12 protein-coding genes are annotated in these 13,353 nt (G+C 68.0%); 11 read left to right on the top strand and 1 reads right to left on the bottom strand.

The annotated features are described in order from the left end of the window. The first annotated feature begins 89 nt into the window (after positions 1–89). The 7 genes from ABQJ54_RS15010 (at position 90) to radA (ending at position 6,105) form a co-directional block, all read left to right on the top strand. Entirely contained in the window at positions 90–416 is a 327-nt protein-coding gene (locus ABQJ54_RS15010; protein WP_367855123.1) for a HesB/IscA family protein, read from the top strand. A gap of 228 nt (positions 417–644) precedes the next feature. Next, entirely contained in the window at positions 645–1,061 is a 417-nt protein-coding gene (rpsF, locus tag ABQJ54_RS15005) for a 30S ribosomal protein S6 (protein WP_367855122.1), read from the top strand. 14 nt (positions 1,062–1,075) lie between these two features. After that, entirely contained in the window at positions 1,076–1,306 is a 231-nt protein-coding gene (rpsR, locus tag ABQJ54_RS15000) for a 30S ribosomal protein S18 (RefSeq protein WP_077483437.1), read from the top strand. 103 nt (positions 1,307–1,409) lie between these two features. After that, complete coding sequence (gene rplI, locus ABQJ54_RS14995) at positions 1,410–1,862, top strand: 50S ribosomal protein L9 (RefSeq protein WP_367855121.1); 453 nt, start codon at positions 1,410–1,412, stop codon at positions 1,860–1,862. Between the two features lie 228 nt (positions 1,863–2,090). Next, a complete protein-coding gene (locus tag ABQJ54_RS14990; RefSeq protein WP_367855120.1) occupies positions 2,091–3,485 on the top strand; it encodes a replicative DNA helicase in 1,395 nt (464 codons plus the stop codon). Between the two features lie 13 nt (positions 3,486–3,498). Next, positions 3,499–4,587, top strand: a complete 1,089-nt coding sequence (gene alr, locus ABQJ54_RS14985; protein ID WP_367855119.1) for an alanine racemase — start codon at positions 3,499–3,501, stop codon at positions 4,585–4,587. 141 nt (positions 4,588–4,728) lie between these two features. After that, the gene (gene radA / locus ABQJ54_RS14980; RefSeq protein WP_367855118.1) at positions 4,729–6,105 is read left to right on the top strand and encodes a DNA repair protein RadA; all 1,377 of its coding nucleotides are present in this window, start codon (positions 4,729–4,731) and stop codon (positions 6,103–6,105) included. Positions 6,106–6,279: 174 nt separating this feature from the next. Here radA and rpsT read toward each other — a convergent pair whose 3' ends face one another. Beyond that, a complete protein-coding gene (gene rpsT / locus ABQJ54_RS14975; RefSeq protein ID WP_077483432.1) occupies positions 6,280–6,543 on the bottom strand; it encodes a 30S ribosomal protein S20 in 264 nt (87 codons plus the stop codon). Positions 6,544–6,887: 344 nt separating this feature from the next. Here rpsT and murJ point away from each other — a divergent pair, with 344 nt between their 5' ends. The 4 genes from murJ to lspA all read left to right on the top strand — a co-directional run bounded on the left by murJ (position 6,888) and on the right by lspA (position 13,294). Continuing rightward, positions 6,888–8,480 (top strand): murein biosynthesis integral membrane protein MurJ, encoded by a 1,593-nt coding sequence (gene murJ, locus ABQJ54_RS14970; RefSeq protein WP_367855117.1) that lies wholly within the window; start codon positions 6,888–6,890, stop codon positions 8,478–8,480. A gap of 31 nt (positions 8,481–8,511) precedes the next feature. After that, the gene (locus ABQJ54_RS14965) at positions 8,512–9,465 is read left to right on the top strand and encodes a bifunctional riboflavin kinase/FAD synthetase (RefSeq protein WP_367855116.1); all 954 of its coding nucleotides are present in this window, start codon (positions 8,512–8,514) and stop codon (positions 9,463–9,465) included. A gap of 189 nt (positions 9,466–9,654) precedes the next feature. Beyond that, complete coding sequence (locus ABQJ54_RS14960) at positions 9,655–12,621, top strand: isoleucine--tRNA ligase (RefSeq protein WP_367855115.1); 2,967 nt, start codon at positions 9,655–9,657, stop codon at positions 12,619–12,621. Between the two features lie 172 nt (positions 12,622–12,793). Further along, on the top strand, positions 12,794–13,294 hold the full coding sequence (gene lspA, locus ABQJ54_RS14955) for a signal peptidase II (RefSeq protein WP_367855114.1): 501 nt from the start codon (positions 12,794–12,796) through the stop codon (positions 13,292–13,294). The last annotated feature ends 59 nt before the right edge of the window (positions 13,295–13,353 follow it).

Here is a 13,353-nt window from a genome sequence, read left to right as displayed (position 1 = left end):
AAACCGGCATGATAATGTAGCCCTTGCCCGCGTCGCGACCCGTCTGGCGTGCGCGGTTCCCGCTTTTTGCACGAATTCACCAACCTGCCATGACCATCACGATCACCCCCGCCGCCAGTGAACGCATGCGCCAGTTCCTCGCGCAGACGCCGGACGCCGCCGGCGTGCGCTTCGGCGTGAAACGCACCGGCTGCTCCGGCTTCGGCTACGTGGTGGATCTGGCCACCGTCGCGGGCGAGGACGACCGCGTGCTCGAGGTCGACGGCGTGCCGCTGGTGGTGGACGACAAGAGCCTGCCGCTGGTGGACGGCACCGTGATCGACTTCCGCCGCCAGGGGCTCAACGCCAGCTTCGTGTTCCACAACCCCAACGCCACCGGCGAATGCGGCTGCGGCGAGAGTTTCACGGTGGGCTGAGCGCGGCGGGCGGCACCTGTGCCGCTCGTCCGTGGGCGCAAAAGTCGAACGGGCGGCCATCCATGGCCGCACTGCTAAATAAATTCAGTTACTTGCGTCTCCCTTGGCGTTCCGCGTACAATTCCGCTTCTGTCCACCCTGCAAGGGGCGTGACGGACACTTGCCTCACCGCATCCGGCGGGAGGCTGCGAGGCCATTCCGGCCGCATCCACAAGGAGTCGAACCACGATGTCCCTGCGACATTACGAAGTCGTGTTTCTGGTCCACCCTGACCAGAGCGAGCAGGTCCCGGCGATGATCGAGCGCTACAAGGCGCTGATCGAGGCCGACGGCGGCAAGATCCACCGCCTGGAGGACTGGGGCCGCCGCCAGCTGGCCTATCCGATCGTCAACCTGGCCAAGGCGCACTACGTGCTGCTGAACATCGAAGTCGGCCAGAACGCGCTGAGCGAGCTGGAGTCGGGCTTCCGTTTCAACGACGCCGTGCTGCGCCACCTCGTCATCAAGCGCGACGCCGCCGACACCGAGCCGTCCTTCATCCTCAAGAGCAAGGAAAAGGATGATGCCCGTTCGTCGCGCCGCCGCGACGACGACAGCGACAGCGACGGCGACAGCCGTGGCAACGACCGCGACAGCGACGACTGAGAGGAGCCCAGACCATGTCCAAGTTTTTCCGCCGCCGCAAATTCTGCCGCTTCACCGCGGAGAAGGTGAAGGAGATCGACTACAAGGATCTCAACACCCTGCGCCAGTATGTCACCGAGAACGGCAAGATCGTGCCCAGCCGCATCACCGGCACCAAGGCGCGCTACCAGCGCCAGCTGGCGACCGCGATCAAGCGCGCGCGCTTCCTCTCGCTGCTGCCGTACACCGACAACCACGACGTTTGATCGTGCCTTCGCTCCCTCGCCCGCAAGGGTGGGGGAGCGGAACCCTTCGGACACCCGTCCACGGCTGCGCCTGCCATTTCGGCGCTAACGAAAAGGAATACCCATGGAACTCATTCTTCTGCAGAAAGTCCGCAACCTCGGCGACCTCGGTGACAAGGTCAGCGTGAAGCCGGGCTACGGCCGCAACTTCCTGATCCCGCAGGGCAAGGCGGTGCGCGTGAACGCCGCCAACCTGGCCGCGTTCGAGCAGCGCCGCGCCGAGTACGAGGCGCGCGCCAAGAACGCGCTGAGCGAGGCCGAGGCCCGCCAGGCGAAGCTGGCCGAGGTGTCGGTGACGATCGAGGCGCACGCCAGCCCCGAGGGCAAGCTGTACGGCTCGGTGGGTCCGCGCGATATCGCCGAGGCGTTGCAGGCGATCGGCCACGACATCCACAAGGGCGAGGTCATCCTGGGCGAAGGCCCGCTGCGCAACACCGGCGAGTTCGAGGTGGCCATCCACCTGCACGCCGACGTGCAGACCAGCGTCAAGGTGATCGTGGTCGGCGAGAAGAAGTAAGGTCGCCGCTGCACGTTCTGCGAACGGGCGCCTTCGGGCGCCCGTTTGTTTTGGCCTGGCGGAAACGGCGACGGGAAAGCGAACCGGTTATCCCCAACTTTCCCCAGCTTTTCCACAGGATTCCATCTCGACCCGTGAGACGCCGCCGCGCATCATGTGAGCTTGGCGCGTCGCCATGCGTCCGTGCGTGCCGCAGCCGCGGCCGCTTTGTCTTCCCGAGGTAGCCCGATGTCCTTCGTGCCCGATCGCAAGCCTTCGTCGCCGGCCATCGAGGCGCTGCGCGTGCCGCCGCATTCCATCGACGCCGAGCAGGCGGTGCTGGGCGGCCTGATGCTGGCGCAGAGCGCGCTGGACAAGGTGGCCGACCGCCTTGGCGAAGAGGACTTCTATCGCCGCGACCATCGCCTGATCTGGCGTGCGATCAACGAGCTGGCGATCAAGGGCATGCTCTGCGACGCGGTGACCCTGGGCGACTGGTTCGAGGCCAACGGCCTGGCCGAGATGGTCGGTGGCGCCAGCTATCTCATCGAGCTGGCCAACAGCACGCCCAGCGCGGCGAACATCGCCGCCTACGCGGAAATCGTGCGCGAGAAGTCGGTGCTGCGCCAGCTGATCGACGCCGGCACCGCGATCACCGAGGACGGCTACCGTCCCGAAGGCAAGAGCGTGCACGAGGTGCTGGAGAGCGCCGAGCAGGCGGTGTTCAAAATCGCCGAATCCGGCGCGCGCGGCAAGAAGGATTCGGTCTCGATGCGCGAGGCGGTGAAGGACGCCTTCCGCCTGCTCACCGAGCGCTACGAGAACCGCGGCCAGCTCACCGGCATCACCAGCGGCTTCAGCGACCTCGACAACCTCACCTCGGGCCTGCAGCCCTCCGACCTGATCATCGTGGCCGCGCGTCCTTCGATGGGCAAGACCGCGTTCGCGCTGAACATCGCCGAGAGCGCCGCGCTGCGCGCGAAGAAGGCGGTGGTGGTGTTCTCGATGGAAATGTCCGCCTCGCAGCTGGCGTTCCGCCTGATCTCCTCGGTGGGCCGCATCCACCAGCAGCACCTGCGCAACGGCGACCTGGCCGAGGAGGACTGGCCGCGCGTCTCCAACGCCATCGCGATCCTGTCCGAGGCGAAGATCTTCATCGACGACACGCCCGGCCTGTCGCCGGTGGAGCTGCGCTCGCGCGCGCGCCGCCTGCACCGCGAGCACGGCGGACTGGGCCTGATCGTGATCGATTACCTGCAGCTGATGCAGGTGCCCGGGAACAAGGAGAACCGCGCCACCGAGATTTCAGAAATCTCGCGTTCACTGAAGGGGCTCGCCAAGGAACTCAACGTGCCCGTGATCGCCCTCTCGCAGTTGAACCGCTCGCTGGAACAGCGCGCCGACAAGCGGCCGATGATGTCGGACCTGCGCGAGTCGGGCGCCATCGAGCAGGACGCGGACGTGATCATGTTCATCTACCGCGACGAGTACTACAACAAGGAATCGGCGGACAAGGGCCTGGCCGAGATCATCATCGGCAAGCAGCGCAACGGCCCCACCGATACGGTGAAGCTGACCTTCCTCGGCCACTACACCAAGTTCGAGAATTACGCCGCCGACTCGTTCGTGGGCGGGTTCGAGTAATCGCGCGCAACGCATGAGCCGCACCACCGTCGCCACCATCCATCTCGGCGCCCTGCGCCACAATCTCGCCCGCATCAAGGCCATGGCCGCGCCGGCGAAGGTGATGGCCGTGGTCAAGGCCGATGCCTACGGCCACGGGCTGGAGCGCGTCGCGCGCGCACTGGATGCCGGGGCCGAATGCTTCGCGGTGGCCGCGCTGGGCGATGGTTTGCGCCTGCGCGCGGCGGGGCATCGCCAGCGCGTCGTGGTGCTGTCCGGCCCCGACCAGCCTGGCGATATCGCCGAAATGCAACGGCTGGGGCTGGAAGCGGCGATCCATCACGAAGCGCAACTGGCCTGGTTGTCCGAGGCCAGCGCGACGCGCGGCCGCCTGCGTGTGTGGCTGAAGATCGACAGCGGCATGCATCGCCTGGGTTTTGCGCCTGAACGTGTGGCCGAAGTGCATGCGCGGCTTGGCGTATTGCCTGGCATCGATCCCGAGATCGGCCTGCTCACGCACTTCTCCGAATCGGAGGTGTTCGACGGCGACGTCACGCGCACGCAGATCGCGCGCTTCAACGAAGTGACACGGGGTCTGGACGGTCCGCGTTCGCTGTCCAACTCGGCCGCCGTGCTGGGCTGGCCCGAGGCGCGTGCCAACTGGGTACGCAGCGGCGGCCTGCTGTACGGCCTGTCGGTGGTAGACGGCAAGAACGGGGCCGACTTCGGTTTCCGCCCCGCGATGACGCTGACCACGCGACTGATCGCGATCAATCCGGCGGCCAAGGGCGAGCGCATCGGCTACAACGGTACCTGGACCTGCCCTGAGGACATGCCGGTGGGCGTGGCCGCGGTGGGCTACGGCGACGGCTACCCGCGCAGCGCCGCGGCCGGCACACCGGTACTGGTGGATGGGCAGCGCGTACCCCTGATCGGCCGCGTGTCGATGGACCTGATCACGCTGGACCTGCGCGCAGCGCCGCAGGCGAAGGTGGGCGACCGCGTCACCCTGTGGGGCGAGGGCCTGCCGGTGGAAACCGTGGCCGCCGATGCCGGCACCATCGGCTACGACCTCACCTGCGGCATGACCCGGCGCGTGTTGTTCGTCGAGGACGAAGGCTGACGTCCTGCATCGGCGCCACTGTCTCGTCGCTTGCGATGGATGCCGGTTACTCTTCAGGTCGTTTCCGCGCTCGTCCATGAGCGCGTGAATCAGACGGGCGGCCATCCTTGGCCGCACTATTCACAAGGAGCGGAATTCCCCATGGCCAAGGCCAAGACCGCCTACGTCTGCACCGACTGCGGCGCCGAGCATCCCAAGTGGCAGGGCTCGTGCGTGGAGTGCGGGGCGTGGAACACGCTTTCCGAGATCGTGCTGCAGCCGGCGGTGAAGTCGGCGGGCGCCGCGCGCGGCGGCTATGCGGGCAAGGCGGCAGGTTCCCCGAAAGTGATGCCGCTGACCGAAGTCGCCGTGACGGCCGAGGCGCGCACGCTCACCGGCATCGGCGAGCTGGACCGCGTGCTGGGCGGCGGCCTGGTGGAAGGTTCGGTGGTGCTAGTGGGCGGCGATCCGGGCATCGGCAAGTCCACCCTGCTGCTGCAGATGCTGGGCACGCTGGGCGTGCAGCTGCCCAGCGTCTATGTCACCGGCGAGGAATCGCTGGCCCAGGTGGCCGCGCGCGCACAACGCCTCGGCCTGCCGCTGGAGCCCTTGCAGGCGCTGGCCGAAACCTGCATCGAGCGCATCCTGGAACAGGCCGCGATCGCGCGGCCGCGCGTGCTGGTGATCGACTCGATCCAGACGATCTGGACCGAGCTGCTCACCGCGGCGCCGGGTTCGGTGTCGCAGGTGCGCGAATCGGCGGCGCGGCTCACGCGCTTCGCCAAGGAGACCGGCACCAGCGTGTTCCTGGTCGGCCATGTCACCAAGGAAGGCGGCATCGCCGGCCCACGCGTGCTGGAGCACATGGTGGACGCGGTGCTGTACTTCGAGGGCGAATCCGGCTCGCGCTTCCGCGTGCTGCGCGCGTTCAAGAACCGCTTCGGCGCGGTCAACGAGCTGGGCGTGTTCGCGATGGGCGACAAGGGCCTGCGCGAAGTGCCGAATCCTTCGGCGATCTTCCTCTCCGCGCACGCGGGCCCCACACCGGGCAGCGCGGTGATGGTGACCCGCGAGGGCACGCGGCCGCTGCTGGTCGAGGTGCAGGCGCTGGTGGACCAGAGCTCGCTGGGCAATCCGCGCCGCGTGGCGCTGGGCCTGGAGCAGAACCGTCTGGCGATGCTGCTGGCCGTGCTGCACCGGCACGGCGGCGTGGCCGCCTACGACCAGGACGTGTTCATCAACGTGGTGGGCGGCATCCGCGTGCAGGAGACGGCAGCGGACCTGCCGGCGCTGCTGGCGGTGCTCTCCTCGCTGCGCGACCGGCCGCTGCCCGAGAAGACCATCGCCTTCGGCGAGGTGGGCCTGTCCGGCGAGATCCGTCCGGTGCCGAACGGCGAGGAGCGCCTGAAGGAGGCCGCGCACCACGGCTTCCGCCGCGCCATCGTGCCGAAGGCGAACGCGCCGAAGTCCGGTCGCGTGGGCGAGCTGGAAGTGGTGGGAGTGGAGCGGCTGGCGCAGGCGATCGACGCCTGCCGGTGATTCTCTCCGTGCTCGATGCCTGGGTAGGAGCGCACCCTGTGCGCGATGGCTTTTCGCTTCGATCAGGCGCCAGAGCCATCGCGCACAGGGTGCGCTCCTACGGGGCCAATCCGGGCAAGCAAGAAAAAAAGCCGGCGCAAGCCGGCTTTTTCGTGACGCGCAGGACGAAGCGGCTTACGCCAGTTCGCGGATCTTCGCGTTCAGGCGGCTCTTGTGGCGGGCGGCCTTGTTCTTGTGGATCAGGCCACGCGAGGCGTAGCGGTCCATCACCGGCTGGGCGGCGGCGAAGGCTTCAACGGCGGCTGCCTTGTCCTTGGCCTCGATGGCCTTGACGACCTTCTTCAGCGCGGTGCGCACCATGGAACGGGCGCTGATGTTGCGCAGGCGGCGCTGCTCGGACTGGCGCGCACGCTTCTTCGCGGACTTGATGTTGGCCAAGGTAGAACTCCCGAATCGCGGGTTGCAGGTTGGAGAAAGAGGAGAATTATGCGGTCGATTCGCCCATGCGTCAAGCATTTAGGAAGGGTCCGGCCAATCGGTTTCATGTTCGTCGTCCCTGCGGAAGCAGGAATCCAGCGCCTTTGCGTTCAATGGTCTACAGACGCTGGATCCCGGCTTTCGCCGGGATGACGGACAAAACCGGGCTGCGTCGGAATGGTGCCCGTTCACCGCGTTGCCCGCGTTCGGTCATGATCCGGCGGTGATCTTGCCCGCGCCGGCTGTCAAACTGTGCGCCCTTTGCACGCCACAGAAGGCCACCTCGACGCATGAAGTCGCCCAGCATGCTCCGCGGGCTGCTCTCGTTCAGCAGCATGACCATGGTTTCGCGCGTGCTCGGGCTGGCCCGGGACGTGGCGATGAGCCACGTGTTCGGCGCCTCGGCCGCCACTGACGCCTTCGTCATCGCGTTCCGCATCCCCAACTTCATGCGCCGGCTGTTCGCGGAGGGCTCGTTCTCCACCGCCTTCGTGCCGGTGTTCACCGAGATCAAGGAAACCCGCAGCCATGCCGAGTTGAAGGAGCTGACCGCGCGCGTGGCCGGCACCCTCGGCGGCGTGCTGCTGGTGGTGGTGGCGCTGGGCATGCTGTTCTCGCCGCAGCTGGCCGTGGTGTTCGCGCCCGGTGCGGTGCACGAGCCGTCCAAGTTCGCGCTGATCGTGGACCTGCTGCGGCTGACGTTCCCGTACCTGTTGTTCGTCTCGCTGACGGCCCTGGCGGGCGGTGCGCTGAACAGCTTCCACCGCTTCGGCCTGCCGGCGATGGCGCCGGTGATCCTCAACGTGTGCATGATCGTGGGCGCGCTGTGGCTGGCGCCGCGGCTGGCGGTGCCGATCATGTCGCTGGGCTGGGCGGTGCTGGTGGCGGGCGTGCTGCAACTGCTGTTCCTGCTGCCGGCGGTGCGCGGGCTGGACCTGCTGACGCTGCCGCGCTGGGGCTGGCGGCACCCAGCGGTGCGACGGATCATGAAGCTGATGGTGCCGACCCTGTTCGGCGCCTCGGTGGGGCAGATCAACCTGCTGCTGGACACCATCCTGATCACCCTGCTGGTGACCGGTTCGCAGACCTGGATGTACCAGTCCACCCGCTTCCTGGAGCTGCCGCTGGGCGTGTTCGGCGTGGCGCTGGGCACGGTGATCCTGCCGGCGCTGTCGCGCCACCACGTGGGCACCGATCGCGCGGGTTTCTCGAAGGCGCTGGACTGGGGCGTGCGGCTCACCCTGCTGATCGCCGTGCCGGCGACGTGCGCGCTGCTGCTGCTGGCCGAGCCGCTGGTCAGCGCGTTCTTCCAGAACGGGCAGTACACCGTGTTCGACACGCGCATGACCACGCTCTCGACCATGGCGCTGAGCTGCGGCGTACCCGCCTATGCGCTGGTGAAAGTGTTGCTGCCGGCGTTCTACTCGCGCCAGGACACCCGCACGCCGGTGCGCGCGGCGGTGGTATCGCTGGTCAGCAACATGGTCTTCAACGTGCTGCTGGTGGCCGTGCTGTACCTGCTGTGGGCCACGCCGGCACAGCGCCAGGCGGGCTGGCTGCAGGGCATCGCAGCCATTCCCGGGCTGCACGTGGGGCTGGCGGTGGCGAGCGTGCTGTCCAACTACCTGCAGTTCGCCCAGCTCTGGTACTGGCTGAAGCGGGCCGGTGTCTATGACCCGCAGCCGGGCTGGCTGCGCCACTGGCTGCGGCTGGCGTTCGCCTGCGCCGCGATGGTGGCGGTGCTGCTGGCCGGGCTGTGGCTCTGGCCGCACTGGACGGTAGTGCCGGTGCACACGCGTCTCTGGCACCTGGCCGTACTGGTGCTGGCCGGCGCGGCGGCCTACGTGGGCGGCCTGTTCGCCGCGGGCTTCCGGTTGCGCGACCTGCGGGCGGGGTGAGCGGCGAATGGCGGCCCGATATACTTCCCCGATGACGAGACTTTCCCGGGATGTCGCGGGGCCGTGCCTGGCGCCCGGCGGCAGCGTGGTGGCGGTGGGCGCGTTCGACGGCCTGCACCGCGGGCACCAGGCCTTGCTGGCCGAGGTGCGCCTGCGCGCGGCCGCGCTGGGCTGCGCACCAGTGGTGGTGAGCTTCGAGCCATTGCCACGGGCGTACTTCTCGAAAGAGCCGCTGCCGCGCTTATCCAGCGTGCGCGAGAAGCTGCAGGGTTTCGCCGCGGCCGGCATGGCGCAGGTGCTGCTGCTGCGCTTCAACGCCGCGCTTGCCGCGATGTCGGCCGAGGATTTCGTGCGCCGCGTGCTGGCCGAGCGGCTGGCCGCGCGCGAGGTCTGGGTGGGTCGCGACTTCCGCTACGGTCACAAGCGCGCCGGCGACGTGGCCCTGCTGGAGCGGATGGGGGACGAGCTGGGTTTCACGGCCTGCACCATGCCCGAGGTACTGCTGGACGACAGCCGCATTTCGGCCAGTCGCGTGCGCCTGTTGCTGGGAGCGGGCGAGTTCGCCGGTGCCGCCGCACTGCTCGGCCGTCCGTTCGTGATCGAAGGCAAGGTGGAGTACGGCAACCAGCTCGGCCGCACGCTGGGCTTTCCCACCGCCAACATCCACCTGCGCGAGCGGGTCAGCCCGGTGCAGGGCATCTTCGCGGTGCGCGTGGGGCTGGGCGAGGGCGAATGCAGCTGGCCAGGCGTGGCCAGCCTGGGCGTGCGGCCCACGGTGAACCAGGTCAGCCAGCCGCTGCTGGAAACCCATCTGTTCGATTTCGAGGGCGACCTCTACGGCCGGCGCATGGCGGTGGAGTTCGTGGCCAAGCTGCGCGACGAGCAGAAATTCGACGATCTGGATGCACTGAAGGCGCAGATGAATCATGATGCGCGCTCGGCCCGGGAAATCCTGGGCATGAATCCGGTACTGGCCCGCGCATGAGCACCAGCGAAAAGTCCAACCTGCCGTACTCCGCCCGCGAGCGCACCAGCGCAGTCGCGGCGATCGTCATTATTATTTGAAAGCATCCGCCTGCAGCGCGAGCGCCTGCCGCCGCGCGCGGTGGGCGGCACAACAGCGCTTCGGGCCTGCCGGCTTCGGGGCGAGACTCGAGTCGAGGCACCCGAAGCGATGAGCACCGATTACAAGAGCACGATCAACCTGCCGCAGACGGATTTCCCGATGCGCGGCGACCTGCCCAAGCGCGAGCCGGGCTGGTTGGCCGACTGGGAAAAGGCTGGCCGCTACGCACGCATCCAGCAAGCCACGGCGGAGCGTGACAAGGTGTTCGTGCTGCATGACGGCCCGCCCTACGCGAACGGCGCGATCCATATCGGCCACGCGGTCAACAAGATCCTCAAGGACATGGTGGTGCGCTCCAGCTTGCTGGCCGGGCATCGCGCACCCTACGTGCCGGGTTGGGACTGCCACGGCCTGCCGATCGAGATCGCGGTGGAGAAGCAGCACGGCAAGCCGGGCGAGAAGCTCGACGCCCGCGCGTTCCGCCAGAAGTGCCGCGAATACGCCGCTGAGCAGATCGACACCCAGCGCGCCGGCTTCAAGCGCCTGGGCGTGCTGGGCGACTGGGAAAACCCGTACCGCACGATGGACTTCAGGTACGAGGCCGACATGGTGCGCGCGCTGTCGCGCATCGTCGCCAACGGCCACGTGGTGCGCGGCGCCAAGCCGGTGTACTGGTGCTTCGACTGCGGCTCGGCGCTGGCCGAGGCGGAGATCGAGTACGGCGACAAGGTCTCGCCGGCGGTGGACGTGGCTTACGACGCGGTGGACGCCAAGGCGCTGGCCGCGAAGTTCGGCGTGGATGCGGGCGATGACATCGTGGCCGTGCCGATCTGGACCACCACGCCGTGGACGTTGCCGGAAAGCCAGGCCGTGTCGCTGGGTGCCGAACTGGAATACGCGTTGGTCGAAGGCCCGGCACGCAACGGCAGGCGCGTGCTGCTGGTGATCGCCAGCGCCCTGGTCGACAAGGCGCTGGCCCGCTATTCCCTTCTCCCTTCGGGAGAAGGTGCCCCGGCAGGGGCGGATGAGGGTACGGGCGGAGCGCAGCTTCCCGGCTCTGCCGAACCCTCACCCCCAACCCCTCTCCCGAAGGGAGAGGGGAGCAAGGTCCTCGGCCATGCGATGGGCGCCGCGCTCAATGGCGTGGAGCTGCACCATCCGTTCTACGAGCGCGTGGTGCCGGTGATCCTCGGCGACCACGTCAGCGCCGAGGACGGTACCGGCGCGGTGCACACCTCGCCCGACCACGGCGTGGAGGACTTCGTGGTGGGCCGCGAGAACGGCATCGGCCTGCTCAACTACATCGGCGCGCGCGGCACCTACCGCGACGACACGCCGAAGGCCGGCGACCTGGACCTGGCCGGCATGCACGTGTGGAAAGCCAACGACGCCATCGTCGAGCTGCTGCGCACGCGCGGCGTGCTGCTGGCGCACGCGAAGATCGAGCACAGCTACCCGAACTGCTGGCGCCACAAGACGCCGGTGATCTTCCGCGCCACGCCGCAGTGGTTCGTCGGCATGGAACAGGCCGGCCTGCGCGTCACCGCGCTGAAGTCGATCAAGGATGTGCGCTGGGTGCCGGGCTGGGGCGAGGAGCGCATCGCCGGCATGGTGGCCGGCCGCCCGGACTGGTGCATCAGCCGCCAGCGCACCTGGGGCGTGCCGATCGCGCTGTTCGTGCACAAGGCGACGCAGGAACCGCATCCCGATTCCGTGGCGCTGATGGAGCAGGTGGCCAGGCGCATGGAGCAGGGTGGCATCGACGCGTGGTATGACCTCGATCCCGCCGACCTGCTAGGCGACCAGGCCAGGGATTACGACAAGGTCACCGACGTGCTCGACGTGTGGTTCGACTCCGGCGTCACCCACTTCGGCGTGATCGGCCAGCGCCCCGAGCTGCAGCAGGGCAACGCATCGCAATACAAGGTGATGTACCTCGAAGGCTCCGACCAGCATCGCGGCTGGTTCCAGTCCTCGCTGCTCACCTCGGCGGCGATCCACGGCCGCGCACCCTACGACGACGTGCTCACCCACGGCTTCACCGTGGACGCTTTTGGCCGCAAGATGTCCAAGTCGCTGGGCAACGTGGTGGCGCCGCAGAAAGTGATGGACACGCTGGGCGCCGACGTGCTGCGCCTGTGGGTGGCCTCGGCCGACTACCGCAACGAGATGAGCGTCTCCGACGAGATCCTCAAGCGCGTGTCGGACGGCTACCGCCGCCTGCGCAACACCGCGCGCTTCCTGCTCGGCAACCTCGACGGCTTCGATCCCGCGCAGCATCTGGTGAAGGTGGAAGACAGCCTGCTGCTCGACCAGTGGGCGGTGCAGCAGGCGTACGACGTGCAGCAGGCCGTGGTCGCCGCCTACGAGCGCTACGACTTCCCCGAGGTGGTGGCGCGCGTGCAGAACTTCTGCACCAACGAGATGGGCGCGCTGTACCTCGATATCACCAAGGACCGCCTCTACACCATGCCCACCGACAGCCACGGCCGGCGCAGCGCGCAGAGTGCGATGTACCGCATTGCTGAGGCGCTGGTGCGCTGGCTCGCGCCGATCCTGGCGTTCACCGCCGAGGAAATCTGGCAGGCGCTGCCCGGTGAGAGGGGCGAGAGCGTGCTGCTGGAAACCTGGTACGAGGGCCTGGCCGCCACGCAGGCTTCGCCGGAGCAACGGCGCTGGTGGGCGGATCTGCAGGCGATCCGCGATACCGCCGCGCGCGTGCTCGAAGGCATGCGCAAGGACGGGCAGATCGGCGCCGCGCTGGAGGCGAAGCTGGCGATCCATGCCGACGAGGCTACAGTGGCGCGCTACGCACCGGCGCTGGAGGAGTTGCGCTTCTTCTTCATCACCTCCGACGTGCGCCTGGACAAGGCCGGCGGCCAGCCTGACGACGCCGTGCTCACCGAGCTGGAAGGTGCCGACGTATGGGTCTCGGCCACGGTCAGCGAGGCGGCCAAGTGCGTGCGCTGCTGGCATCGCCGCGATGACGTGGGCCGCCACGCCGACCACCCGGAACTCTGCAGCCGCTGCGTGAGCAACGTGGAAGGGCCGGGCGAGATGCGCCGCTGGTTCTGATGCTTTGCTTTTCCTCCTCTCCCCTCCGGGGAGAGGATCGAGGTGAGGGGCGGGTGCTCGCGGAAATCCTTCCTGACATACGCTCCGATTTGGCCTCACGGCAAGATTGCCCCCTCACTCCAGCCCTCTCCCCAAAGGGGAGAGGGAGTAAAACCAATCAGACTGTGTGCCCATGACCACCAAACCCAACGCGCTCCCCTGGCTGCTGCTCTCCGCCGTCGTCATCGTTCTCGACCAGCTCAGCAAGTGGTGGGCTCTGGCCGCGTTGCAGCCGGAGGGCCTGCCACACCCGGCGATTCCCGGCTTCCTCAACTGGACGCTGGCCTACAACCCCGGTGCGGCCTTCAGCTTCCTCGCCTGGGGCAACGGCTGGCAGCGCTGGTTCTTCGTGGCGTTGGCGCTGATCATCAGTGCGGTACTGGTTGCGTGGCTCGCACGCACCGCGCGCCACGACTGGCGCACCGCGCTGCCGCTTTCGATGATCATCGGCGGCGCCATCGGCAACCTGATCGACCGCCTGCACGCGGCCCAGGTCACCGACTTCATCGATGTGTACTTCGGTCAGTGGCACTACCCCGTGTTCAACCTCGCCGACTGCGGCATCACCGTGGGCGCGGTGCTGCTGGTGGCGTTCGGCCTGTTTGGCGGCAAGGGGCAGGGCGGCATGCGATAATCCATGCTTGCCCGTAGGAGCGCACCCTGTGCGCGATCGGCCCTTCGCGAAAAGCCTCA

This window comes from Rhodanobacter lycopersici, assembly GCF_040812335.1.
In the GTDB taxonomy this organism is placed as follows: Bacteria; Pseudomonadota; Gammaproteobacteria; order Xanthomonadales; family Rhodanobacteraceae; genus Rhodanobacter_A; species Rhodanobacter_A lycopersici.
The sequence above is the reverse complement of the archived record's forward strand: the minus strand, read 5'-3'. Positions and strand labels throughout refer to the sequence as shown.